Source organism: Corynebacterium sp. ACRPQ, assembly GCF_022347225.1.
GTDB lineage: Bacteria > Actinomycetota > Actinomycetes > Mycobacteriales > Mycobacteriaceae > Corynebacterium > Corynebacterium tuberculostearicum_D.
The window spans coordinates 41280-66892 of the sequence record NZ_JAKRNF010000005.1 but is presented as its reverse complement, the minus strand read 5'-3'; the positions used below and the strand labels follow the sequence as shown (position 1 = coordinate 66892).

Here is a 25613-nt window from a genome sequence, read left to right as displayed (position 1 = left end):
CTTAGCGCTCAATTCAAGTCAGCAGGACTAGACAGGTATCCGGTCACGGCTGTAGCGGCAGCCACCTGGGGTGACACTAGGTGTGTGCGCCCACCAGGACCTTGACGGCCCTCGAAATTGCGGTTGGAGGTGGAGGCGGAGCGCTCGCCCGGCGCCAATTGGTCTGGATTCATCCCCAAGCACATCGAGCAACCGGCGGTACGCCACTCCGCACCGAACTGTCGGAAGACTTCGTCGAGGCCTTCCTCCTCCGCTTGGGCTTTGACCACGGCGGAGGACGGCACGACCAGCATCCGCGTATCGGCAGCGATGGTGCGCCCCTTGACCACGTCGGCCGCGGCACGCAGGTCTTCGATGCGGGCATTGGTACAGGAACCGACGAAGATGGTATCGATCTTGATATCGCGCAGCGGAGTACCTGGCTGCAGGTCCATATACTGCAAAGCCTTTTCCACAGTGGCCTTTTCATTATCGTCACCACAATCTTCCGGATCTGGGACCATCTCCCCTAACGGAAGGCCCTGTCCAGGATTGGTTCCCCACGTAACAAATGGGGTCAGCGAGGAGCCATCAATTTCCACGACAGTATCGAATTCTGCCCCTTCGTCCGTGGGAAGGGTCTTCCAATACTCAACTGCAGCATCCCAGTCTGCTCCTGTGGGAGCAAACTCGCGGCCCTTGACATACTCGAAGGTCGTCTCATCGGGAGCGACCATGCCAGCGCGGGCTCCTGCCTCAATAGACATATTGCAGATGGTCATGCGCGCTTCCATAGACATCTTGCGGATGGCCTCACCGCGATATTCAATGATGTGGCCCTGCCCGCCACCGGTACCGATTTTCGCGATAATGGCCAAGATGAGATCCTTGGCGGATACCCCCTCTTGCAGCTCGCCAGTCACCTCAATAGCCATGGTTTTGAATGGCTTTAAAGAAAGCGTCTGCGTAGCCATGACGTGTTCTACCTCAGAGGTGCCAATGCCCATGGCGATAGAACCAAAGGCGCCGTGCGTGGAGGTATGCGAGTCGCCACACACGATTGTCATACCCGGCTGGGTGATCCCCAGCTGCGGGCCAACTGTGTGCACAATGCCCTGCTGGGCATCACCCATAGAGTGCAAGCGCACTCCAAATTCCTCGCAATTTTTGCGCAGGGTCGATACCTGGGTGCGTGAAACCTCATCCTTGATTTCCAAGAGGTTGCCGGACTTGATGCCTTGCGTGGGAACGTTATGGTCCTCGGTGGCCAAGTGCAGCTCAGGGTGACGCAACGTGCGGCCGGCCAGCCGCAAGCCATCAAATGCCTGCGGACTGGTAACTTCATGTAGTAGCTGAAAGTCAATAAATATGAGGTCTGGTGCCCCAGCATCGCCGTGTTGGACGACGTGATCGCGCCACACTTTTTCTGCCAATGTCAGCTTCTGGTTCATAAACATCTCTCCACACTTGAAATCTCATAAGTTGGGACGTAGATTTCATTGTATGGGAGAGTATAGCGCAGTTTCCGGAATTAAGGTGTTGGATCGAGCAATGGCCATAATGATGGCCGCCGCCTACCACCCCTCCACCCTCAATGAATTATGCGAAACCACGGGGCTACCTCGGGCGACAGCACACCGATTGGCCACCGCACTCGAAGCGCACCGCATCCTCGTTCGCACCCCCGATGGAAAGTGGAAGGCCGGCCCGGCCCTTCCCGGCAACCGCGATCACCTCCTCGAGGCAGCCGGGCCAATCATGGAGAAACTGCGCGAACGCACCGGAGAATCCATCCAGCTCTATGAGGTCACCGGAAATACCCGCACCTGCATTGCCACCAGGGAGCCGGAATCCGGCCTCCACAACGTCGTACCAGTCGGGCGCCAGCTGCCACTTAGCTCCGGCTCTGCCGCACGCATCATTGCCGCATATGTAGACATCAATACCGAAGATGCCTCGTTTACCCAAGAAGACATTGAGGCGGCCCGAAACCAAGGCTATTCCGAATCTATTGAGGAACGCGAAGCCGGCTTAGCGTCCATCTCAGCGCCGGTTTTCGATAGTTCCGGAACCTTCCTCGCAGTGTTGTCGATTTCCGGATCTGCCGAGCGCTTCCGACCTTCCCCGGCCCAGAAATATGCCGACATTCTCACTTCCGCCGCACGCGAATTGAGCAATCTCCTCTAGGGCCCTCCCCAGCTTTACGATGCCCGCCGCCACCTAACCCCAAGGAGGCGGGCCCTTTTATTTCCCAAACCAGAAAATTAGAGAATCGCACCCACGCCTATTGAAACTCAAATGAAAACACACTGAAAACAACGGGGAACGTCCCCAACAAGAGAGGAACAGGCATCATGACCCACAACACCCACGAAGACCATACCCACACCCATGGCGCCGATTGCGGCCACGTTTCCTTCCCGCACGGTGACCACACCGACTATCTCCACGAGGGCCACATTCACCGTGAGCATGATGGCCACTGGGATGGGTGCGAGACCACCGAGCACGTTGAAGCCGAGACGCACGCCGACCACACCCATGGTGAAGGCTGCGGCCACGTAGCGATCCCGCACGGCGACCACGTGGACTATCTGCACGATGGCCACCGCCACGCCGCACACGGCGATCACTACGACGAGCACTAATCGCCTGTCGGGGCTTAGCCCCTTATCGCGCCGCCCTGGCCCCTGACGTTATGGGTCACGGCGGCCTTTTCTATGTCTGTTCTTTCGCTTTAGAACGCCCTGAAATTCACACCAGAAACATATCTGCAAGCTCGACAGGACGCGCTCTCTCATTTCTGTTAAAACTGACAGTCAGACCATTAGTTCTTTCCGGTTGCGTGCTACGGTTCTTCGAGTGATTACTAGTTGGAAGATTTTTCTCCAAGATTTTGTCCGCTTGTGGCGGACCCCGCAGGTCTGGGTGATCCTCATTGGTTTGATGATCACCCCAGCCCTGTATTCCTGGGTAAACATCTCCGGTTTCTGGGACCCATACGGAAACACAGAACACCTCAAAGTCGCCGTAGTTAATGAGGACAAAGGCGCATCCTCGGAGATGACCGGCCACTTAGACGTCGGCGGGCAGATGATTGACAAGCTTCATGACAATGACAAGCTGGGCTGGCAGTTCATGGACCGCCAGGAAGCCGAAGACGCCGTTAAGAAGGGTGACGTCTTCGCCTCGGTGATCGTCCCCGAGGACTTCTCAGCCGATTTCGTTAGCCTTTTTAAAGGTACCTATTCTCAGCCCACGCTGGAATATCACGTCAATGAAAAGCTGAACGCCATTGCACCGAAGATTACTGATACTGGCGCTTCGACCCTAGACACCACCATTAGCTCTACCTTTAAAGAGCAGGTAGCGGATTCGGTGGCCACTGAGCTAAAGAACTCCGGTGGCGATTTGAGCCAGAAGATTAACAGTACTGCAAACAAGACCGCGGATTCTTTTTCAGATACTGCAGATACGGTAGCTAACTCCCGCAGCCAGCTTGCTGACGTGCATTCCACCATCGAGAAAGCGCGCCCAACTATCGCGCAAGCCCGTAAGTCTTTGGGCACGGTGCAAAAGACCATCGATGATGCCCAGACCGCCCTGGATCAACTTAACTCCATTACTGCGGAGGTCCAGCGGGAAGTTACTTCTTTCTCCGATGATGCCACCGCCGCCTATGTAGAAGGCACGACCGCGATGGCAGATGGAACCGCCTCCGCCAATGCCACCGTAGGCTCGGTCTCTGGCAAACTACGCGGCGCACTCAATCGCGTCGGTGCCGCCTCTGCGGGCGCGGCAGGAATCGTCGGTGAAGCTGACCGGGCTATCGATCAGCTTGAAAAGCTTGCGTCTTCACCGGCCCTGCCCCCACAGGTTTCCCAACAGATTAAGGATCAGGTAGGAGACCTCCGCGAACGCAATGACCAGAATAAGGCCGTTCTCGGTGACTTAGATACTCTCAACGGCGATACGAACGACACCATCGATTCGCTCAATAAGACCACAGGCATGTTGGAAAAGATGGCCGCCCAAACGCGCGATGATTCCCACGCGCTGCGCGATAATGTGGCCGAAGGCCTACCCAAGCTCAATGCTGCGCTTTCCGACGTCACCGCTACCGCCGGCAAGCTTTCCGCCTCACTCGAAAGCCAGCAGGCACTGGTAGGGCAAACCGATGGGCTCTTGGGCGGCGTCGACGAGCAGCTAAGCCAAGCCCAGCAAGTAGTTGAGCGCTTTTCTGTGGACCTCGACGGTATTGAGGAGGGGCTTCGCGCCTCCCGCAGCGATGTGATTGCGCTGAGCAATACCGCCAATAACAATTCCATCCTGCAGTCTGTCAAGGGGCTGAACACCGATGAGGTGTCTTCCTTCCTTGCCTCCCCTGCAGAGATGGAAAGCCACGCCGTATTCCCTGTAAAGCACTACGGTTCCGGCATGTCCTCGCTCTTTATCAACCTCACGCTGTGGATTGGCGCGTTCATGCTGCTCATCATCTTCCGCGCTGAGGTAGACCCGCAGGGCCGCAAGAACCTCACCATTACCAAGGCTTACCTTGCCCGCTTCCTTTTGCTTTCCTTCTTTGCCATCGCACAGGCACTCATCGTGTCCATCGGCAACCTGGCCATTGGAGTTGAACATGCCAATGCATTGGCCTACGTCGTTACCGCAGTCATCGTAGGCCTGTGCTATCTGAGCATTATCTATAGCTTGGTTTCTACGTTTGGACACGTAGGCCGTGGCATCGCGGTGGTCTGCGCCTTCATCCAGATTCCGGGCGCATCCGGCACCTACCCCATTGAAATGACGCCGGACTTCTTCCGCGCCGTACACCCATTCCTGCCCTTTACCTATGGCATCGGTGCCATGCGCGAGACCGTTGGTGGTTTCTACGGCAACCGCTATGCACGCGACCTTGCCGCGCTCATCGGCATGGCCGCGCTCGCTTACCTCATCGGTACTGTGCTGCGCCGCGGCCTGTCCAACGTCAATATGCTGGTCAACGACGAACTGCATAAGGGCGGTTTGGTTATCAATGAGCAGGTCCATCTGGTCGGCAGCCGGTACCGCTTTACCGACCTCCTCCATGCCTTGAATGACCGCGAGGCGTATCAACAAAGCTTGGAGGATAAATGGAGCATGGCGCGCAGGAATTACTCCCAGCTGATGAAGATTACCGTCGCGGTAGGCCTAGCGTTAGTCGTAGCTTTGGGCATCTACTCACGCATTAACCCTGAAGAAAAGGCCATCATCTTCGGCCTGGCCTGCCTGGTCACGCTCATTGCGGTGGGGGTTATCTGCTCCCTTGAGTACGTCAAGCAGAGCATCGCGCACGATAACCGCCTGGTGGATCTCAGCGATGAGGAAATCCAGGAGCACCTCGAGCACCGACAGGAACACCCAAACCGCTACCTCCTAGAGGACTTAGACGAAGATTCCACACCTTCTAATACCAGCGAGACCAAGGAAATGCCCGCCGTTGATGGTGATGCCTCCGGAAAGGGAGGCGAGTAAGTCATGAAAAACATTCTGACCATCCTCCGCGATGACCTCCACGCCATTCGCACCAATGTAATGACCGCGCTCACCATTTTTGGCCTTGCCATCATCCCGTTGCTTTTCACTTCCTTCAACGTGCTGGCTAGCTGGGATCCTTTTGCTAATACCAACCAGCTCAAGATTGCTGTGGCTAGCGAGGATGAAGGCCACGAAAGCGACCTAGCCTCCATGAAGCTTAATCTGGGCGATAAGGTGCTCTCGCAGCTCAGCCGCAATGACGATATCGATTGGGTCATTACTGATAGCGCCGATGCAGTCGAAGGAACAAAGTCCGGCGAATACTATGCCGGCATTGTCCTTCCCAAAGACTTCAGCACGGACCTTCTCACGTTCTATGTAGAAGGAACCGAACCAAGCAAGCTCAACCTCTATACAAATGAGAAGAAGAATGCGCTGTCTACCACCATCACGCAAAAGAGTGCGGACGGCGTCATCCAGAAAATCGACGAGTCCTTCACCCGTGTGGTAGCCAATGTCGGCCTTGGCGTCGTCTCGAATTTTGATAAATACCTCAATGAGGACGATACCCAGACTGCACTCAATAACCTGCACAATCGCGTCAATAACGTCAGCACTCGCCTTGATGCTGCGGCTGGCACCGTAGGTGCGCTAAGCAATCTGGTCGACTCCACCCTGCCTCTTACGCAGGCTGCGGACAATATTCTCGCCGAGGCTGGACGCCAGGCTACGAAGACCAACAATGACCAAGGCGAAAACCCCATCGACGTTCTGCGCTCTACCCTCAATGACTCGGCTGGTTCGCTCGACGCTTCCTTGGCGGCTACAACGCAAAGCTACGATGCACTCTCTGCCCAGGTCGATGAGTTGCTCAATAATGCAAGCAACACCAGCGCACAAACGGCGCAGACCTACCGCACCGCTGCTGAACGGGTGGATGAGCAAACTCAGGCCTTTGAGGGAGTTCGCACTTCCATCAAGGACCAAGCCGATAAAGTAGCCCTACCTGCCGCGGTCGCGGGTGGATATAAGGCGATGATGGGCCAGATTGATGCCTCCATTGCCCAGAGCAACGCTCTGCATGACTCGCTCGTATCTACCGCCGATGACCTTGAGCAAGGCCGTGGCACGTCCCAAGACTCCCGGCAGCGCACCAAGGATGCCATCGCCAATGCCAAGCAGGCTGCTGAAAAGGCACGCCATTCCTATAACGAGAACCTCAAACCGCAGCTAGATCAGCTCAACCAGAGCGTCTCGGTTGTCGCGGACGATATTGATGCTGTCAAGCAGGACATCGCAGGCATTCGCTCCTCGGTTTCCGAGAATGACGAGTCGCCAAAGCAAAGCCTGGCGCGCGCCCGCGATACCACTGCCGGCCTTGCCGGCACCCTGCGGGAGCAAAGCGGCCGTTTCGCGGACATGGGCCGCAAGATCGACGAGGTGCGCCGTGGCGGCGATTTGGCCAAGCTGGCGGATATCGTCGGCAACGATCCAGAACTGCTTGCCTCTCGCATCGCCGCTCCCGTGGCTGTAGACCGCCAGCCGGTCTACCCTGTCGCTGCCTTTGGCGTGGGTATGACGCCGTTCTACCTCACCTTGTCGCTATGGGTAGGCGCCCTTCTGGCATGCGTGCTGGTGCGTACCAACGCCGAGCGTAAATACTTGCGCAAGGACGAGAACGGGAAGTACGACGAGAGCGAATTCACCCGTGGTCAAGCTTTCTTCGGCCGCTTTGCCACACTCGGCCTGGTCGGCCTCGCGCAGGCCACCTTGGTGGTTCTCAGCCTCATCTTCTTCGTCCAGATCGAGCCTGCTCACCCATTCATGCTCATGTTTGCCGCATGGATAGTCTCGCTGGTGTTTATGTTGATCATCTATGCACTTGTCATCACGCTCGATAGTGCCGGCAAGGCCTTAGCGGTGTTGTTGCTCGTGATACAAGTCTCCGGCTCCGGCGGCGCATACCCGCTGCCTTTGCTGCCTGAATGGTTCCAGAACGTGAGCCCCTGGCTACCAGCCACCTACGCCATCGATGCCTTCCGCAGCGCCATTGCTGGTATCTACCACGGCGATAGTTGGCGCGAGCTGGGCATGCTACTGCTATTTACCATCCCTGCACTCATCGTCGGCCTCGTTCTCCGCCGCGCCATGGATGCCTATCACAAGCGCATGCAGAAAGCGATTAAGAAGACGAAGGTAATGGCGTAGCAGCGCTTGCCGACGTCTCCCTTTCCGCCCTTCCTACACCGCCCACCAAGCCCTTTTCACGGCTTGGTGGGCTTTTTCATGGTCGGGTCCCACGCTAGTGCCCGAAAGACCTAGAAGGGGCTGAGAAAGCCACATACGCATCCGCTAAGAAGGACTCAGATACCCTTTATCGCTAGGTCTAGCTTCTTCTTAAGGGATTCCCTCGAACGCAGCTATCGGGCACGTACCCACTTACAGCCCACCTGAGTCCCTACTAAAGGACCGCTACGGGAGTCTACGTCCCGCTTTATCTCAGCGCCCATACCGTCCCGTGAGCAGGACGGTTAGCCCTTGGACATCGAGGCCTGTCCTACATGCCGCTAGACCGCACGGGTCTTAGGTAAAGAAAAAGCTGCGAGCCATGTGGCTCGCAGCTTTCCGTTGGTACCCCGTACGGGATTTGAACCCGTGTTACCGGCGTGAGAGGCCGGCGTCCTAGGCCGCTAGACGAACGGGGCGCGTTCGCAGCAATCGCACGCTGTGCGTTGCGGACTTGTTAAGAGTAAACGATGGGTTAATTCAGCACAAATCGCGCGGTCAAGGACGGTTTTGAGGGCAGGCGAAGGAAAACGCAAAAATTCCCGAGTCCGGTACTGCAGTGAGGGTTCTTCGTGGCCGAGGTGCGGATCGAATCAGTGGTTATTCCGCAAGCAATCTGTGGATAGTCCGTGGCCGAGAACGCTGTGCTAGTAGTACTCGGGATGGCGCTGTGCGTCGAAGTGCATATGCTGCAGGCTCCTATACTTCATACAAACGTTGGTGGGAAGGAAGTTGTGGATTATAGCGTTACTACCTGGCTGTGCTTTCGGGCTGTGCGCCTTGGCTGTGGTGCGTTTCGCTTTCTGTCACCCGCTCTCCTTTCTGTCTGTTTTCTGCTGTACTTGCAGTCTATGCCTGCACGTGCAGGACAGGAAGGGTTTTGCATAACTTCGCGGCGGTCTTAACCCTGGTCTCATTGGCAGCAGGCTGCTGACTGCGCGAACGAGTCCAATGGTCTGGGGTAGGTTATAACCAGTTTTACTTGCGTCGTGGTCACACCCCAGACTGACGCTAAAAAAGACATTGCCCCCGATATGAAAAACCCTCCAGCCTTTAGGCTGGAGGTCTTTGTACCCCGTACGGGATTTGAACCCGTGTTACCGGCGTGAGAGGCCGGCGTCCTAGGCCGCTAGACGAACGGGGCATAGAACTAGTGAGCCTGCCGTTTAAAGCATTTTCACTGCTGGCCTACCAGGACTCGAACCTAGAATGGCGGTACCAGAAACCGCTGTGTTGCCAATTACACCATAGGCCATTTGCTAACTTGCGTTGGGAACTTACTGCCTTCCGGCTGTGCTCCCTTGCTCGCTGCAACGTGTAATAACTATAATGATCAACGCGTAAACTGCCAAATCGCCAGCGCACACGCCATTTTCAGGCCAGTAAAATGGTTAATAAATATGCGGCAAATGACAGCGCTGTAGTTCAGCTGTCATTCGCCGCATCGAAGGGCGGGATTAGATATCTATCGCCGCCTTACGGGAGGCGCTCCTCCTACTGGGCCGCCGGCACATAAGGAGTCACTTCACGGGCCGCACGAAGGCGGGTCAGGGTGGACTCCTTGCCCAACAGCTCCATGGACTCAAAGAGCGGTGGGGAAACCTGGGCGCCGGAAATAGCTACGCGCAGTGCGCCGTAAGCCTTACGGGGCTTCAGCTCAAGGTCTTCAATAAGCGCTTTGGATAGTGCCGCCTCGATATTCTCGGTCTTCCACTCCGCAATGCCTTCGAGAGTCTCGATGCCCACCTCGAGCGGCTGAATGGCCTCTTCCTTGAGGTTCTTCTTCGCCGCCTTTTCATCGAGCTTTAGCTCGGCATCCGGGGTGACCAAGAAGCTCATGAGCCCATAGGCATCAGACAGGGTCTTGATACGGGTCTGCACAAGATCTGCAGCGAAAGCGAACTTCTCGCCGTCATAGTCGGCCGGGAAGTCCGTGTACTCGGTCAAGTAATTGCGCAGACGGAAGGCAAACTCTTCCGGGTCCAGCTGGCGAATGTGGTCCGCGTTGATAGCCTCGAGCTTCTTCTGGTCAAAACGGGCCGGGTTACCCAGCACATCGTGGACGTCGAAGTTTTCTACCAAGTCATCCATGCTGAAGATGTCCTGGTCCGCAGACAGGGACCAGCCCAACAGGGACAGGTAGTTGAGCATGCCCTCAGGGATAATGCCGTTATCGCGGTGATTAAACAGGTTGGACTGCGGGTCGCGCTTAGACAGCTTCTTATTGCCCTCGCCCATCACGAAGGGTAGGTGACCAAACTCTGGGGTGAACTCGGCAACGCCGATCTTCTTGAGGGCGTCGTAAAGCGCGAGCTGACGCGGAGTAGAAGAAAGCAGGTCCTCACCACGCAGCACGTGGGTGATACGCATCAGGGCGTCATCAACCGGGTTAACCAGGGTGTAGAGGGGCGCACCATTGGAACGAGCAACCACATAATCTGGCTGGGTTTCAGATTTGAAGGTCATCTCCCCGCGCACCAGGTCAGTCCAGGTCCAATCCTGCTCCGGCATGCGCAGGCGCCAGACAGGCTTGCGACCTTCGGCCTCAAAAGCATCGATCTGCTCCTGGGTGAGATCGCGGTCAAAGTTGTCATAGCCCAGCTTCGGGTCACGGCCGGCCGCCTTGTGGCGCTCCTCTACCTCTTGGGCAGTGGAATATGCCGGGTAGACAAAGCCACCTTCGATGAGCTTGTCCAAAACTTCCTTGTAGATGTCCATGCGCTGGGACTGACGGTAAGGCTCGTGCGGGCCGCCAACATTGATGCCTTCATCCCAGCCCAGCCCAAGCCAGGTCAGGGAATCAATGATGGCTTGGTAGGACTCTTCGGAGTCACGGGCGGCATCAGTGTCCTCGATGCGAAATACCAGCTTGCCACCGGTATGGCGGGCATAGGCCCAGTTGAATAGTGCGGTGCGCACCATGCCTACGTGCGGTGTGCCGGTTGGGGATGGACAGAATCTAACGCGTACTTCAGTCATGCCAACCATCGTAGTGGAGGTCGCAATCCCAGTCCGCACCAGCCCAAAGCGGCCCTAAAACCTGCCCGGCGCGCAGCAATTTGCAGTCTATTCCTACACGCAAATTGGGGTAACTGGAAACAGGTTTCACTACAAAACCACAGGTCAATGAAACTGACTTTCATTACGTCTAACAGGTTATGGGAATCATTTTCTATAGTTTCTGGTGAACTTGTGAGAACTGTAGAAAGGCCTTCCCAACTGTGGCTTCCCCACGCACCCGTTTCCTTGCCACGCTGAGCACTTTGGCGCTTATCACTCCCGCCACGGCTGTCGCAGGCCCCGATGATGGCAAGCACATCGCTACCAATACCCACGTTGACTCCCCCAAGTCTTTCTGGGAGAACAACGATTTCGTCCTAAAGTCCGAGTTTGGCGGTCAAGAGCCCCCGATCGCAGACACTGTTGCTTGGGTGGGCAAGGGCTACAGCGCTACGGATAACAGCAACCAGTATCTCTATACGCTTCCGGCAAACGGGACCCAAGACTACATTGGGGCCCCTGGCACGACTTACTACACAGCACCGCACCAGGTATCCGGTAATACTTCGCCCATTTGGCTGGGCTTTGGCGCAGATGCTTCCCTGCCCACGGACAAATTTCGGGATGGCGTAACTTTCCTAGATTTACTAAGCGTTGATGGCCCCGGCGAGGTCGAGCTTTTCACCAATAAAGATGATGAGGACGGAACCCAGCTGCACCGTATGCTCGGCTCCTTCCCTGATTCACCACATTCGGCCTATCTCGTTGCCGGCACGCACACTCACAACTCCACGCTGTTTACCAAGCCCGGCCGTTACCGCCTGACCTACCGCACCAGTGCGCGCGGCAAGGACGGCCAGCTCATCGCCAATGAACCGCAGACCACCACCATCCAAGTTGGTGGGCAAAAGCCCAAAGAGGAGAAAACGCCGAGCCTCAAGGAGCGCTTCGCCCAGTCTGCGGCCGGCAACGCCGCTGCTGCAGGCTACAGCCTGAGCATGGCCCCCAAGTCCAATCCCGAAAAAGACGGTGACGACAAGCTCACCACCATTTCCTTCGACGCCAAGAACAAGGCACAAGGCACCCTCACGCTGCTTATCGACGGCTACTTCCTCACCGACCTCCCCGTTAAGGACGGGCATGCTCAGTGGGATGAATATATGGGCCCCGACCCGTCCCAGGTACAGGCCGTCTTCACCCCAGAGGGCGATGCCCCACGCTGGATATCCAAGCCCCTTGATTTCCAACCCGGCAAATCCAGCCACACCGATTCTTCTACCGGCGCTGATACGTGGCAGGAAACCTCCCAGCCGCGCCAGCTTGCCCCCACCGAGGAAACCGAGCTAAAGGAGCTCGGCTACACCATCCGCATGCGCAAGCAGGGCAATGGTGGCACCAAGATCGTGGTGGATACTGAGGATAAAAACTTCAACGGCCTACTCACCGGCGGGCTCTATGACACCAAAGGGGCGAAATACCCCACCGTGGATCTGGAAACCCCTATTACTAATGGCCACGGCGAGGTCTCCTTTGATGAGGGCGAGTACTTCAAGGGCTATTTTGCCAAGGTTAACCTCTTCCCCCATTCCACTCTGAAGGCCGGACATGCCAGCAGCGTAATCACCGAGTCCTTTGCTTTCGGCGAAAATTATGAAGTCAATGGGAAATTTTCTACTTCCACTGACGAACCGGAGACTACTCCCGGCGAGCAAGATACTCCGTCTTCAGCGCCGCAGCCAGGCCCCGAAAAACCGCAAACCGGCAACGCACAGTGCAGCGACAAGTACCTATTAGACCGTGGGCATGTAGATATCAAGGCCCAGCCTGTCGAGGGAGGCTTTGCAACGGTTCTGCGCGATGACACGGCGCAGGTAGACAAGAAATCTGTTGACCGCAAACTCGATGACGTTGTACTCGGTGTACACGATAATGCTCTTACCCCGCGCAATAAGAAGCTCGCGGGCAAGGAGTTCGACTTCCTAGGAAAGCCTGGTGAGCGCTTCTATCACCTGCCGCAAACCCAGGACCAAAACATCATTTGGCCAGGCTATAACACCCAGGATCTGAACTATTCCTTAACCAAGGACAATGCCGTCAACCTCAACTTGAAGCCCACCTCCACGCCGGACGGTCCCGAGTGGGGCGCATTCATCGATGGCACCCATGGCAAGGGCTTTTCGGTCCTCGCCAATTCGGCGGCTAAAGACTACACCATTGAAACCAACTTTCCGGCCCATACCCATACGCACTGGGCCTTTTCCAAGCCTGGCTTGTACACCTTTGAGGCCACCTATACGGCCACGGGCACAGACGGCAAGGAACTAAAGTCCGCGCCCCAAACCCTCACCTTTGCCGTGGGCGATGAGACTTTGGATTCCTGTTCCTTCCGCGCGCCGGGCACGGCCGGGAGCGGAGAGCCCAGCGAAAGTCCAACGGATAAGCCTTCCCAGGAGCCTTCCACCCAACCATCCGCCCCAGATACGCCGGACAAGCCAGCTCACCCCGGTAGGCCAGAAGAGCCCACAGGGTCCTCGTTTAGCCCGTGGAGTCTGGTCCTCCCAGCGGTTCTCGTGGTGGTTTTCAAGGCCTTTTATAACTTCTTCCGCGATAACGAGGACCTCATCCGCAAACGCTTCGGCCTCAACTTCTAAGCCTCTTCTACCCCACCAACTAGACGGGAAACCACAATGCATCATTCACCCTCCTTTGCCCCTCGGCGCGTCCCGCTGCGGCGCCGATTCATTCACGTATTCGCCGCCGTCTTTGCCACAGCACTGGCCTTCTTCTCCCCCGCCGCGGCACTTGCCTTTGATGAGGTCTTCGACTCTGGCCACGTAGACGCCTTCTATGTCACGGCCCCAGATGGTCAGCTACATCTGTCGATGAAGGAAGACATCACTGGATCGGGCGTTCCACGCTCTGGTGATGATGTGGTGCTCAAGGTTGTCGAGGATGCCTGGTCGGATGCCACCGAGGCCGTGCCGGAGATAGGCCAGCCCACCTACTTCCTGCCACAATCGCAAGACCAGCGCATCATTTGGCCGGGCTGGGATACCCAACCTGCACGCGATGGCGGCTTTGACAACGTTGACCTAGAATTCGCCGAAGTTTCCGGCCCGGGTTCGGTATATGTCTTTGAGACCAGCGGTTTCGGTGACATACAGACGGTTACTGATTCCGGTTCAATGGAGCTGACCAGCGGCGAGGTCATCAACCAACCCAATCCAGCCCACCGGCACGTCAACTGGGCCTTTAGCGAAGCCGGCACCTACACCATGACGGTGCGCGCCCATTCCAACGGCGAAACCAGCAATGCTGTGACCTACACCTGGGAAGTGGGCGACGGCGGCGATGCGTCCACAGCGAATCGATCGGCTGACACGGGCGAGGTTAGCAATGACCAAGAAGCTTCTAGCACCCAACGATCAGCAGACAAGGGCGGGGCTGCAGCTGCCGATAAGTCCGGCGCCTCCGGGGACGAAGAGTGCACCCCGGGCATGACGCCGCAGATCAAGGACGATACGGTCTCCCCCTCCCAGTGGCGCGATGCTGATGGCGCTACCTTTTATCTCTCCGATAAATCCAGCGTCGATCTGCCCCAAGAGGTAGGCCCAGTGCCAGCTGGTCAGGCGTGGATGATTGGTTCTACCCAGGTCGATGGCGTGCCGTGGCTCGGTGCTAATACCCAAAGTCCGACCATGCGCGAGAATATCCCTGGCGATGTCACCTGGGAGTTAGCAGGCTTCAAGGGCCCTGGCCCGATGATGGTCTACTCCCAGGGCGGACTGGGAAAGATTGTGGGCGATGAGTGGTTCCGCGGCAATGCAGATGCGGCGGAGGGCACCTATTCGATTGCCCCCAATACGCACGTGCACCCCAACTGGGTCTTTGGTGCGCAGGGCACCTATGACGTCACCATCCGCCAGGTGGCCAAGACTGGTGAGGGCAAGCAAGTTGTCGGTGAAGCGACACTTCACTTCGTGGTCGGCGGCGACAAGCCGGCTGAAGCCTTTGACAACGGTCACTTCGACTTGGGCGCTGCGGTAAATCCGGAGGGCGGCGACTGCGGGCATGGCGCTGCGGCAGGTGGGGCGTCGGCAAGCGCTGGTGGCTCTACCGCAAGCACCGGATCAAACACTGGCCAGGCCGCGCAGGCCCCTAGCAAGGGCGGTTCTTTAGCCAATACGGGGACTCCTATTGTTCCCTTTGGCATCGGAGCACTGGGCTTGGGCATGCTCTTCCTCGGCCTAGGCATTGCCCGCCTAGCTGTAGCTAAGGCAGCAGACTAATGGCGCGTGCGCTTTCCCATAGCCGCAGGATTCGGACCATAGGCGCGCTGCTGGCCTCCTGCCTGCTAGCCACAGGTTGTGCCCCCTCGGCCGCGTTGGATGCCGGAAACGGAGAGAAATTCACCGTGGTGGCCACCACCCCGATCCTCGCGGATCTCACGCGCAACATTGCGGGAGAAGATGCCCGCGTACAAAGCCTTATCCCCAGCGGAAAAGACCCGCATACTTTTGAGCCAACGCTGCGCACGGTACGCGATGTTGCCAATGCCGATTTGGCGCTGAGCAATGGCTACTTGCTGGAGCCGCAGTCTCTCATCGATACGCTGCACGAATCCACCGATGCCCCTGTGGTGGAAGTCGCCGATGCTGCCTCCACCCGCGGTGCCACTCTCGTGCCGCTGGTAGAAGATGTCTCGCTCGAGGCAATTTGGCTGGGTCTGCGCATCAGCGGCGCACAGCAGCGTTCTTCCGGAGTGGACTTCCGCATGGTCTCTGCCGATGGGCCAGGTAACGTCGCGGCCTATGTGGTCTCTACCTTCGGCACCCCGGAGGTCCTTTTTGACTCGGCCGATGGCATCGATGAAAAAGAAGACTCAGTGACCCTGCCGGCCAACGCCCACACGCACGTCTCTTGGGGATTTTCCCAGCCGGGGATCTACCACCTCGGGTTCCAAGCAGAGGGCACCGACGTCCAACACCTCACTGTGGCCGTGGGAGTAAACCCATCTAAAGGCATGCAAGTAATAGATTCCGGGCACCTGGATATTGCAGGTGACCTAGCCAAGCACCGCATTGACCTGCGCGATCAGGACAAGCGCTTCGACCCTGCCACCACCGTGGTGTCAATCCCCTCTTCGGTACTGCAGCCCATACCGCCGGATCCGGCCTACCGCTTCCTGGGCAGGCCGGGGTCGGATACCTACCTCTTGCCGCAGGCGGTGCTGGGAAAACACATCCACGGCGAGGTGGACCCGCACCTGTGGCACAACGTGGACAATGCCATCGCCTACGTCGATGTCATCGCCGAGGAAATGGCGCAGGCAGATCCTTCCCACGGGGCGTCCTACCGCCAACGGGCGGAGGCCTACACCCAGCGCCTGCGAAATACGGATACCTATGTTGACCGCGCCATTTCTTCTATCCCTAAAGAAAACCGGCACCTCGTGACCACCCACCACGGCTACGCCTATCTGGAGCAAGGATATGACATGTCGGTGGCCGGCTTCGTCACTCCCAATCCGGCCATCGAGCCTTCCCCACGCGAAGTCATTTCCTTGCGCCGCACGCTGGAGAACCTCCATCTGCCAGCCGTATTTGTAGAACCCGTGCAGCAGGCAAGCGCCGAGACCCTGAAGCAGGCTGCCGCGGAGCAAGGCGTGGAGCTGTGCCCCATCTACGGCGACACGTTCGATGACACCGTCAGCTCCTACATCGACCTAATGAAATTTAACGCTGATTCCCTGCAGCGTTGCCTGAACCCCGACCCCACCCATGGAGATAAAAATGCTTAATTTCGCTACTCGTACTGCCACCCGCACCGCCGCCTGCGTCCTTACTGCAGGTCTGGCACTTTCTACCAGCCCTGCTTGGGCGGGCGACCTGGCCCAGGTGGTCGGTGCCGATGAACACGTTGCCCCGCAGGGCGAAGAAAAGGTCATCGATACCGGTCACGTAGACGTTGGTGCCCTGCTTGATGGCACGGAGTCTGAGCTTATGGCCCGCGATGATGCCGGCGATAAGCCAGTCTGGCGTCACTTGGACGACCTCGTGTTTTCCGTGGGCGATAAGGCACAGCAAACCCTTCCCGATACGGATGACTTTGGCTTCGTTGGCGCTGAGTCCGGCGATAAGGTCTGGGTGGTTCCCCAAACCGAGCAAGTCGGCGTTCCCTGGCTGGGCTGGAATACCCAGGCGCCCTCCCTTGTCGACGCCGCCGACCGCGGCGTCACCATGGAATTCCTCGGCCATTCCGGACCAGGCGATTTCTCCCTCTTCTTACAAAACGGCGGCTTTGAAGCGCCACAGCTCTTGTGGTCCACCGCGCAGAAGAGCGATGAGGACTTCTGGGTAGACCTCAATACCCACACCCACGCCAACTGGACGTTTACGGAGCCAGGTACTCACCAGGTGGGGATCAGGGTGAAGGGCAAGACCAAGGACGGCGCCGATTTCAGCACTGATGGCGTACTCACCTTCGCCGTGGGCGATGATGCCGACGTCCAAGCGGCCCAAGACACTACCTGGAATCCAGACGATGCCCAGACCGCGGGCTCGTCTATTCCCACCTGGGTCTTTGTCCTCGCCGGCGTTGGCGTCGTAGTACTACTGCTGGCCCTGGGGCTCGCCCTGCGTTCAGCTAAGCGGGGCGATAGCCGTGGCTAAACCGCTCATTTCCGTAGCCGACCTGGAAGTATCGCTATCCCACCGGCGCGTAATCACCGGTGCGAACCTAGAGGTCCGATCGGGCGAATTCATTGGGCTTCTCGGGCCCAATGGCGCGGGCAAGACCACGCTTATGCGTGCCATTTTAGGGCTCATCCCATCCTCCGGTACCCGAGAGATCGGGGGAATCGTAGGCTACGTGCCCCAGCGGCACGAGGTGGAATGGGGCTTTCCCATCAATGTCTACCGCACCGTACTCAGCGGGCGCACCGGCATCATCGGCTGGTTCAAGCGGCCGCGTGCCGCGGACCACGCCGCGGCGGCAGAAGCTCTTCGCCTGGTAAACATGGAGGATTTTTCCACCCGCCCCATCGAAGAACTCTCCGGTGGTCAACGCCAGCGCGTGCTCATCGCCCGGGCCCTCGCCACACAACCACACGTGCTGCTGCTCGATGAGCCCTTTACCGGACTAGATGCGCCCAATACCGAATCGCTCCTCGAGCTTTTTGAAGAGCTTTCCCACCGCGGAACATCCATCATTATGTCCACTCATAACCTTTCTGAAGCCGCACATTCTTGCCACCGCCTCATTCTCTTTAACGGCACCGTGGTAGCCGATGATTCTGCGTCGACCCTTCTTCACCAGACGGATCCGTGGACAAAAACCTTTGGCGTGCGTGCCGGTTCCCCTTTGCTTTCTGCCATTGGAGTCACCGCATGATAGAAATTTCCTTCCTCGATTTCCTGCGCGACCTGGTCAATCCCCACCTTGACTTTCTCGCCCGCGCGGTAGGCATCTCCTTGCTTGCGGCCATCGTATGCGGCGTCATCGGCTGCTATGTCGTGCTGCGCGGCATGGCCTTTATTGGCGATGCCGTCTCCCACGCCGTATTCCCGGGCCTAGCCATTGCCTTCGCCCTGCAAACCTCGGTGCTCGTGGGTGGCGCAGTCGCCGGTGCGGTTGTGGCCTTGCTCATCGCCGCCTTTTCGCAGCGTCGCCACGTGCGCGCGGATTCCATCATCGGTATCTTCTTCGCCGCGGCCTTCGCTTTGGGCATGGTGATAATCTCGCGCACCGATGGTTATAGTGCCTCGCTGACAAGCTTCCTCTTCGGCTCACTCACCGGCGTTTCCCGCACCGATATTATCGTCGCGGGCTGCGTGTGCGCCGTAGTTGTCGCCATCGTTATTGCCTTTGGCCCCCAGCTCAACGCCACGTGCTTGGACCGGGAAACCGCCCGCGCAATGGGCTTGCCTGTCTTTGTGCTGGACATCATTTTGTACCTGTGCGTCACGGCCGCAGTGGTCATTTCCGTGAGCACCATCGGCAATATCTTGGTCCTCGCGCTGCTCATCACTCCGGCCGCAACGGCACGCCTGCTAAGCACAAATCTAAAGACCATGATGTGCCTTTCTGCCCTCATCGGTGCGCTGTCGAGCTTCCTCGGCATCTACCTGGCGTGGGCCATTGACCTGCCGGCCGGCGCCACCATCGTGCTCACCCTCACCGCCATTTTCTTGGTTGTATGGGCCATCCATCCACTGCTCGGCGCCCGCAAGCACGCAGGTGCCTCGCTTTCCGACGCCCCACACCCCACCCCACGAAAGGAATCCGTCTCCTCATGAAACCTGTCTGCCGCACTGCGGTGGCCCTCGGCACCGCGGGACTGATAAGCCTCGGCGCCCTTCCGGGAGCGGGAGTAGAACTCTTCGCGCCCGCCACCGCATATGCAGAAGAATCCACCGATTCTTGCTCTGCCAGCGACTTCGACCTCATCACCAAGGGCCACCAGGATATGGCGCTCAGCGGCGATTCCGGCGATCTCAGCTTCAAGGTCAAAGATGATGATAAGGACATCGAGCATGACTCTGAGTCCTTTGCCATTGAGGTATCTGATGACCTCAAGCAGCCGCTTTCCGAGCTCAGCGATAGTTCCCTGCCCGATGAAGGCTGGGTACTGCCGCAAACGCAAGATCCCAACGCCCCGTGGCTGGGTTTTAATACCCAAGAGCTATCTCAAGATCTCCTCGCCACCGGAGACACCGCTACTTTGAGCATGGCTATCGCGCAGGGCCCCGAGGATGGCCGTATCGTGGCCTATCAGATGGAGCTTGGTGGCCCCAAGGTACTTATGGATACTGCCGATGGCTCCGCCTGGGACTACCCCGGCAACTCCCATTCCCACCCGGCCTTTGTCTTTACCGAGCCGGGTACCTATGCGGTGAGCTTTACCTTTGAGCTTCCCGACGGCTCCCGACACCACCTCCATGCCGGTTTCCTCGTCGGCGAGCAGGCCACGGCGACAGACCTGTGCGGCGTGGACTATACCGATGCTGACGCTGCTACCGGCAACGGTGGCGACTCAAATAGCCGCCCCAAGCAACTGGAAAAAGACGTCAAAGACGTAGACAAAGCCATCGCTGGCTTGGACAAAGAGCTCGACAAGACCCTGCAGGAGGGTCAGAAATTCCTGGAAGGCGGTAATCCGCAACAGGGCGAAAAAGAATCTGGCAAGGATAAAGCAGGCAAGCGCAAGCAGGCCACCCGCACCAAGGCACAAGACGCTGGGAAGGATGGAGCTCCACATGGCACGCCCTCCACGGGCTCAGCTCAAACCTCTGGTACTACGCGAAAGTCCGGTTCTGGTTCTGGGGCTACCACCCACCACTCTGCTAGCCGTGTGAATGATTCTGCCTCTACTGCGAAAACCGGAAAGAGCACGGCCACTGGCACGAGCTCGCACCGTTCTGCTTCCACCAGCGGTTCTTCCCACTCGACAGCCAAAAAGTCCACCGGCTCCCGGGACGCAAAGTCTACTAAGCGTACTAAGGGCAAGGCTGCGGGCTCCGCTAGTGCACAGCAGGTTCCGGATGCCGGCGCTGCGGAAGGCAGCGACTCTGAGAATGTACTGACTAACGCCGCCGCGTATACCGCTACCCTGGCAAAAAGCAGCTTCTGGGCGGGCCTTCTAGCGGGACTAGGCGCATTCGCGCTGGTGCTCGGCATCGGCCTGTTGGTCTATGTCCAGTTCTTCCGCAAGAAGAAGGCCCCAACCCAGCAGCCTGCCGATGATGCTACGACCCACCTGCCGCGCGTCTACTAGCACAGTGCTCTTGAGCAGCCAACGATAAAACTAGGCCCAGAGGATCTCTCCTCTGGGCCTTATCCGTGGCTAAGCGCCGCTGTTTTATACCCTGGTCTTAGACGAGAGGAAGTCCCAGACCACCCGTGGAGTATCTGGCTGCCAGAACCAGGTGTGGTCCTGTGGAACCTTGACCAGCTGTACATCCTTCTGGCAGCCGTTAAAGCTCAGGCGTTCCGAGCCGCCTGCTTCCGGAGTAGCTTGGAAGGTCATATCGCAGCGATTGCGCTTCAGGTAGCCGCCGAGCACGGTACGCACTGGGAGATATCCAGCCTCGTGCCGGTCACCGCCTTCATAGGTCATCATCTTGTCATTGACACCATGCATGATGAGGGTATTCATCGGCGCATCGGCACAGTTGACCTCAACCGGGTTGTAGAAGGCGCCCGAAACCATAGCTACAGCAGCAAAGGTGTCCTGTGCGTGGCAGCCAAGCACCGAGGTAAAGCCGCCGCCGTTGGACATGCCCATGGCGTATACGCGGTTTCGATCTACGTGGTAGTCCTTGTCTACCGAATCAAGAATGCGCTTGATAAAGCGGATATCCTCCCCATCGCGGGTCTTGGCATAGGGCGCTGCCTCCCAAGCTCGCTCAAATCCCTCTGGATAGACGATGATGGCCTCGTTATTGGCCTCGGTGGTCTGCATGCGCGCGTAGCTGGAGTAGTTCTCCGGGGAATCTCCCCACCCACCGAAGCCGAAGAGAACGGGCGCCGCCTTTTCCGGCGAGTAGTGGTTTGGAATACGCAACAAGTACCTGCGGGTCTTACCCTCGTGCTCCATCTCTAGGGACTGCATGGAACCCGGCGCAAACGGCGGGTTGGGATTGATGCTGGTATCTACCATTGCCGGCTGCGGCGCTGGCTCGGGAAGAGATGATCCATCCGGAACAGGGGCTGCAGTGTCATCGCTGCTGCCACCTTCTACTGGTGCCGGGGTGGATTCCTTAACACCTTCTGGAACTAGGTGGGACCCATCGGGCTGCGGGGTAACCGGCTTTGCATTTTCGGGAGCAGGTGCTGGAGCTGGCGCTGGCTGCGGTGCTTCTTCAGGGCCAGGGGCGGGTGCGGGAGCTGGCCCTTCTTGTGCATGGGCAGGCGCAGCACACACAAGCGCAGCGCTAGCCAGCGCAGCAGCGAGGATTAGGTATAGGGAACGATGAAGAAACTTAGTAACATTAGCCACAAGGTTAAAATTAACCACATTATTCACTTGATTCACTGTTTACACGCCCAGTGCACACTCAATTCTGTAAGAAAAGCCCTAGGCATTAAGCTAGATCCCCATGCACGAAGACAGACCAAGCACCGCCCCCGATTTTTTGCTTTCGCGAGCAACGGGGTCTGTCCGTACCCAAGGTGCGCGCCACACTTTTAACGACACCGACGCGGCGATTTCTGCCCTGCGCAGCAAAGATGTTGACATGGTCGTCGGTGCGATTCCGTTCGACTCTGACACGCCCGCCGCGCTAACGGTGCCGGCGGCCATCATTCGCGAAGAGGGCCCTTTGGAGCCGCACGCCTATTACCGCAATAAGAGCCTAAACTCGCGAGTGGTCGGATTCGATCCAGAACCCGAAGAGCACCTGCGCCGCGTAGAAGCAGCCATCGGTACCATCGAGACCTCCAAGCTGGAAAAGGTGGTTTTGGCCCGCGCCGTAGATATCGAATTCCCTGAGGCTATTGATCCCCGCCTGGTCGCGGCACGCCTTATCGACCTTTCCGCCAACCGCGACGGCTTCATTGCCGATCTCTCCCCAGCTGGGCGGCCGGGCGCGATGCTGGTTGGTTCTTCTCCAGAAGTATTGGTCAAGCGTCAGGGCTCGACTGTTTCAGCTTTCCCCTTGGCAGGCTCCTCCCCGCGGCGCGCCTCAGCAGCCGAGGACCACATCGCAGGTCAAGATCTCCTGCATTCTGCCAAGGATCTTCATGAGCATTCCTTCGTAGTGGAACACCTGCGCCATGTCCTGAGCCCACTGTGCGAAAGGCTAGACATTCCGGATACCCCGCAACTTATTAGCACCAATGAGATGTGGCACCTTGGCACGCCAATTTCCGGAACTCTCAAGGATAAAGACTTGACCGCACTAGAGCTTGCCCTGGCAGCACACCCCACGCCGGCCATCTGTGGCACGCCTGCAGAGGCCGCCCAAGCCCTCATTGAGACGGCAGAAACGGACCGTGGATTTTATGCCGGAGCAGTCGGCTGGTGCGATAGCTCCGGCGACGGCGAGTACATGGTGGCTATCCGCTGCGCAGAAGTGGCCGGCGATGGACTTTCCGCGCGCGCGTGGGCGGGTGGCGGCATCGTAGGCGATTCCGACGCCCAGGCCGAACTGGAAGAAACCACGGCCAAGCTACGCACCATATTGAAGGCGCTCAGCCTCTAGGCTGCACGCTTGGCGACGAGCACGACATCGTTGTGGTGGTGCGCACCGGCGCCTTCGCTCAGGTGGCGCTCACGACGCGTTAACTCGACCGTCTCTAGCTCGCGCAGGTTTTCCGCCAGCCATTCCGGCATCGCTATTTCTGCCGACTCCATATCGTGATGGACATAGAGCAGTGTTCCGCCTGGCGCCACCAATCGCTCCAGCTTTTCCACCTCTTCTGGCGTGGCGTGTACCCCGCCATAGTGGACGCTGACCAAGTCAAAGGGCTCATGGCTAAAGTCACTAAACGTGGCGACCTGCGCCGCGACACCGCGGGCTTTAGTGCGTGCGACGGCAGTCGGGGCGAAATCAATTCCCAACACATCCCATCCGTGGTTCTTTAGCCAGAGTGCATCCGCACCTTCCCCGCACCCAATGTCGAGGGCGGTTCCGGGATTAAGCCCCGCGGCGTAATCGACAAGGGTCGCATTGGGATTGCCCGACCACACCTGCTTAGAACCCTGATAGCGTTCCTCCATTTCCCTGGAGGTGGGCACGTAGCCGCGGTGTTCGTGGTGGCTTGGGTTATGCACGGTGGATGGTATTGCGTAGGGTGCCGAGGCCGGGGATTTCGATTTCGATGGTGTCACCCGGGACCATAGGAGCGGTGCCAGCCGGGGAGCCGGTGGTGATGACATCGCCAGGCAGCAAGGTATAGGCAGCAGAAATCTCCTCCAAAATGCCGCCCATCTTCACAATCATCTGGTCCGTATTGGAATCCTGCTTTTGCTCGCGAGAACCCTCGTGCGTCAGGTAGGCATTAATCTTCTGATCGTCCAGATTCAAGCTATCCAGATCGGTTTCGATCCACGGGCCGAGCGGGCAGAAGGTGTCAATACCCTTGGCCCGAGCCCACTGACCATCTTTGAACTGCAGATCGCGGGAGGAAACGTCATTGCAGATGGTGTATCCCAGCACGTGGTCTTTCCAGTTCTCGGCCTTGATGTTTTTCGACGGCTTAGAAATGACCACGGCAAGCTCGCCCTCAAACTCGACATTGGTGGCGTAGTCCGGAATCTTGATTGCAGCATCCGGGCCAATGACCGCGGTAGATGGCTTGATGAAGATGGTGGGTGGAAGGCTATCGCCAGACTTTTTGAAAACCTCGGCAACGTGGTCCGCATAGTTGCGCCCAAGCGCTACTACCTTGGTGGGAAGGGTCGGCGCCAAGAGGCGAACCTCGTTAAGTTTCCACTCGCGGCCGGTCGGCTCCGGAGGAGTAAAGGGCGTGCCGGCAATTTCCTTTGCTACTAGCTCTTCCATTGGGGCGTCTTTTGGCCCATCGATAATGGCGAAACAGATTCCTTCTGGGTGTGCAATTCGTCCTAAACGCATAGCGGCAATCCTACTCAATAGCCACCTTCACATGTGTGCAAAGGATACGGTGTTAATTAGTTAATTTGAGTAAATTTCCTTTGCCCATTACTCACCGTTACTAACCTCGGTGCCGACTACGCCAGGAAACGCTGGGCACTTGGGGCGTCGGCAAGCGCCCAGCACAAGAAGCCAGTCTCTATGCGACGAGAAGCTGGGCGATTCGGTCACCGACTTCGACAGTGTCTATTGGTTCGGCACCGCGGCGCGCAACGTCCTGCGCCACCGCATCCTCAATACGCTGCGCATTAGACTCATCTCCCACGTGGCGAAGCAGCATGGCGACGGACAAGATTGCCGCCGTTGGGTCCGCAATCCCCTTACCCGAAATATCTGGTGCAGAACCATGCACCGGCTCGAACATGGAAGGATTCGCACCTGAGGCATCGATGTTTCCGGAGGCAGCAAGCCCAATGCCGCCAGTTACCGCACCGGCCAAATCGGTGAGAATGTCTCCAAACAGGTTATCGGTGACAATGACGTCATAGCGCGCCGGATCAGTCACCATATAAATGGTTGCAGCATCAATATGCTGGTAATCCACCTGAACCTCTGGAAACTCGGCGGCGACTTCATTAACGGTGCGCTGCCACAACCCACCAGCATTGACCAAGACATTTGTCTTGTGTACCAAGGTCAGATGCTTACGGCGCTGCGCTGCCCGCGCAAACGCATCGCGCACTACCCTCTCCACGCCAAAACGAGTATTTTGCGATACCTCGCTGGCCACCTCGTGCTCAGTACCCTCACGCAAGGTACCGCCGTTTCCGCAGTACAGACCCTCGGTACCTTCGCGCACCACAACGAAATCGATATCGCCCGGTTCAGCGAGCGGCGAGGAAGCGGTGGGATAGAGCTTGGAGGGGCGCAGGTTCACGTGATGATCCAGCGCAAACCGCATCTTTAGCAACAGCCCCCGCTCCAGCACGCCAGGCGGCACCTCACCTGGGGCGCCAATCGCCCCCAGCAGGATCGCATCGTGTTCGCGCAGGCTCTTCAAATCAGCGTCCGTGAGAAGCTCCCCATTGCGAAGATAACGCCGCGCACCGAGGTCATACTCGGTGGTCTCGATATCGGAACGAACGGCTCGCAGCACCTTGAGTGCCTCGGCCGTCACTTCTGGTCCAATTCCGTCTCCGCCAATGACCGCAAGTTTCATTGTATAAGATTCCTTTCTCACAGAGTGGATATGAGATTACCTTAGCAAAAGAAACC

18 protein-coding genes and 3 tRNA genes are annotated in these 25613 nt (G+C 57.9%); 12 read left to right on the top strand and 9 right to left on the bottom strand.

Annotated elements, in window-relative coordinates:
* Positions 1 to 8: 8 nt before the first annotated feature.
* Positions 9 to 1430: a 3-isopropylmalate dehydratase large subunit gene (gene leuC / locus MHY24_RS04580; RefSeq protein ID WP_239228514.1), complete on the bottom strand. Its 1422-nt coding sequence runs from the start codon at positions 1428 to 1430 to the stop codon at positions 9 to 11.
* A 52-nt stretch (positions 1431 to 1482) separates the two neighbouring features.
* Between leuC and MHY24_RS04575 the strand changes: the two genes are divergently transcribed.
* From MHY24_RS04575 to MHY24_RS04560, 4 genes are all read left to right on the top strand, one after another.
* Entirely contained in the window at positions 1483 to 2166 is a 684-nt protein-coding gene (locus MHY24_RS04575) for an IclR family transcriptional regulator (RefSeq protein WP_239228513.1), read from the top strand.
* 167 nt (positions 2167 to 2333) lie between these two features.
* Complete coding sequence (locus MHY24_RS04570) at positions 2334 to 2627, top strand: hypothetical protein (protein WP_239228512.1); 294 nt, start codon at positions 2334 to 2336, stop codon at positions 2625 to 2627.
* A 214-nt stretch (positions 2628 to 2841) separates the two neighbouring features.
* On the top strand, positions 2842 to 5493 hold the full coding sequence (locus MHY24_RS04565; RefSeq protein WP_239228511.1) for a YhgE/Pip domain-containing protein: 2652 nt from the start codon (positions 2842 to 2844) through the stop codon (positions 5491 to 5493).
* 3 nt (positions 5494 to 5496) lie between these two features.
* A complete protein-coding gene (locus MHY24_RS04560) occupies positions 5497 to 7704 on the top strand; it encodes a YhgE/Pip domain-containing protein (RefSeq protein ID WP_239228510.1) in 2208 nt (735 codons plus the stop codon).
* 421 nt (positions 7705 to 8125) lie between these two features.
* Here the strand turns inward: MHY24_RS04560 and MHY24_RS04555 are convergent.
* The 4 genes from MHY24_RS04555 to gltX form a co-directional block, all read right to left on the bottom strand.
* Positions 8126 to 8201 (bottom strand) — tRNA-Glu (locus tag MHY24_RS04555).
* 652 nt (positions 8202 to 8853) lie between these two features.
* Positions 8854 to 8926: transfer RNA gene (locus tag MHY24_RS04550), tRNA-Glu, on the bottom strand.
* Between the two features lie 39 nt (positions 8927 to 8965).
* A tRNA-Gln gene (locus MHY24_RS04545) sits at positions 8966 to 9037 on the bottom strand.
* A gap of 239 nt (positions 9038 to 9276) precedes the next feature.
* Positions 9277 to 10770: a glutamate--tRNA ligase gene (gltX, locus tag MHY24_RS04540; protein WP_239228509.1), complete on the bottom strand. Its 1494-nt coding sequence runs from the start codon at positions 10768 to 10770 to the stop codon at positions 9277 to 9279.
* A gap of 233 nt (positions 10771 to 11003) precedes the next feature.
* Between gltX and MHY24_RS04535 the strand changes: the two genes are divergently transcribed.
* From MHY24_RS04535 to MHY24_RS04505, 7 genes are read left to right on the top strand one after another with little or no spacing between them, the layout of a single operon-like run.
* Positions 11004 to 13433, top strand: coding sequence for a choice-of-anchor M domain-containing protein (locus MHY24_RS04535; RefSeq protein WP_239228508.1), 2430 nt, complete (start codon positions 11004 to 11006; stop codon positions 13431 to 13433).
* 36 nt (positions 13434 to 13469) lie between these two features.
* The gene (locus MHY24_RS04530) at positions 13470 to 15071 is read left to right on the top strand and encodes a choice-of-anchor M domain-containing protein (RefSeq protein WP_239228507.1); all 1602 of its coding nucleotides are present in this window, start codon (positions 13470 to 13472) and stop codon (positions 15069 to 15071) included.
* Positions 15071 to 16582 carry an anchored repeat ABC transporter, substrate-binding protein gene (locus MHY24_RS04525; RefSeq protein ID WP_239228505.1) on the top strand — a complete coding sequence of 504 codons (1512 nt, stop codon included), beginning with the start codon at positions 15071 to 15073 and terminating at the stop codon, positions 16580 to 16582. Before MHY24_RS04530 ends, MHY24_RS04525 begins: the two co-directional genes overlap by 1 nt.
* A complete protein-coding gene (locus MHY24_RS04520) occupies positions 16575 to 17453 on the top strand; it encodes a choice-of-anchor M domain-containing protein (protein ID WP_239228504.1) in 879 nt (292 codons plus the stop codon). Before MHY24_RS04525 ends, MHY24_RS04520 begins: the two co-directional genes overlap by 8 nt.
* Positions 17446 to 18174, top strand: coding sequence for an anchored repeat-type ABC transporter ATP-binding subunit (locus MHY24_RS04515; RefSeq protein WP_239228503.1), 729 nt, complete (start codon positions 17446 to 17448; stop codon positions 18172 to 18174). The genes MHY24_RS04520 and MHY24_RS04515 overlap by 8 nt, the downstream gene beginning before the upstream one ends.
* Positions 18171 to 19079 (top strand): anchored repeat-type ABC transporter permease subunit, encoded by a 909-nt coding sequence (locus tag MHY24_RS04510; protein ID WP_005323315.1) that lies wholly within the window; start codon positions 18171 to 18173, stop codon positions 19077 to 19079. The genes MHY24_RS04515 and MHY24_RS04510 overlap by 4 nt, the downstream gene beginning before the upstream one ends.
* The gene (locus MHY24_RS04505; protein ID WP_239228502.1) at positions 19076 to 20557 is read left to right on the top strand and encodes a choice-of-anchor M domain-containing protein; all 1482 of its coding nucleotides are present in this window, start codon (positions 19076 to 19078) and stop codon (positions 20555 to 20557) included. Before MHY24_RS04510 ends, MHY24_RS04505 begins: the two co-directional genes overlap by 4 nt.
* 84 nt (positions 20558 to 20641) lie before the next feature.
* Here the strand turns inward: MHY24_RS04505 and MHY24_RS04500 are convergent, their stop codons facing one another.
* The gene (locus MHY24_RS04500) at positions 20642 to 21781 is read right to left on the bottom strand and encodes a PHB depolymerase family esterase (RefSeq protein WP_239191417.1); all 1140 of its coding nucleotides are present in this window, start codon (positions 21779 to 21781) and stop codon (positions 20642 to 20644) included.
* A gap of 100 nt (positions 21782 to 21881) precedes the next feature.
* Here MHY24_RS04500 and MHY24_RS04495 point away from each other — a divergent pair, with 100 nt between their 5' ends.
* Positions 21882 to 22985, top strand: coding sequence for an isochorismate synthase MenF (locus MHY24_RS04495; RefSeq protein ID WP_239228501.1), 1104 nt, complete (start codon positions 21882 to 21884; stop codon positions 22983 to 22985).
* Here MHY24_RS04495 and MHY24_RS04490 read toward each other — a convergent pair.
* The 3 genes from MHY24_RS04490 to MHY24_RS04480 form a co-directional block, all read right to left on the bottom strand.
* On the bottom strand, positions 22982 to 23557 hold the full coding sequence (locus MHY24_RS04490; protein WP_239228500.1) for a class I SAM-dependent methyltransferase: 576 nt from the start codon (positions 23555 to 23557) through the stop codon (positions 22982 to 22984). The two genes, MHY24_RS04495 and MHY24_RS04490, sit on opposite strands and share 4 nt — an antisense overlap.
* Complete coding sequence (locus MHY24_RS04485; RefSeq protein ID WP_239228499.1) at positions 23550 to 24359, bottom strand: fumarylacetoacetate hydrolase family protein; 810 nt, start codon at positions 24357 to 24359, stop codon at positions 23550 to 23552. Before MHY24_RS04485 ends, MHY24_RS04490 begins: the two co-directional genes overlap by 8 nt.
* A 178-nt stretch (positions 24360 to 24537) precedes the next feature.
* Positions 24538 to 25557: a 3-isopropylmalate dehydrogenase gene (locus MHY24_RS04480; RefSeq protein ID WP_239228498.1), complete on the bottom strand. Its 1020-nt coding sequence runs from the start codon at positions 25555 to 25557 to the stop codon at positions 24538 to 24540.
* Positions 25558 to 25613 lie beyond the last annotated feature (56 nt).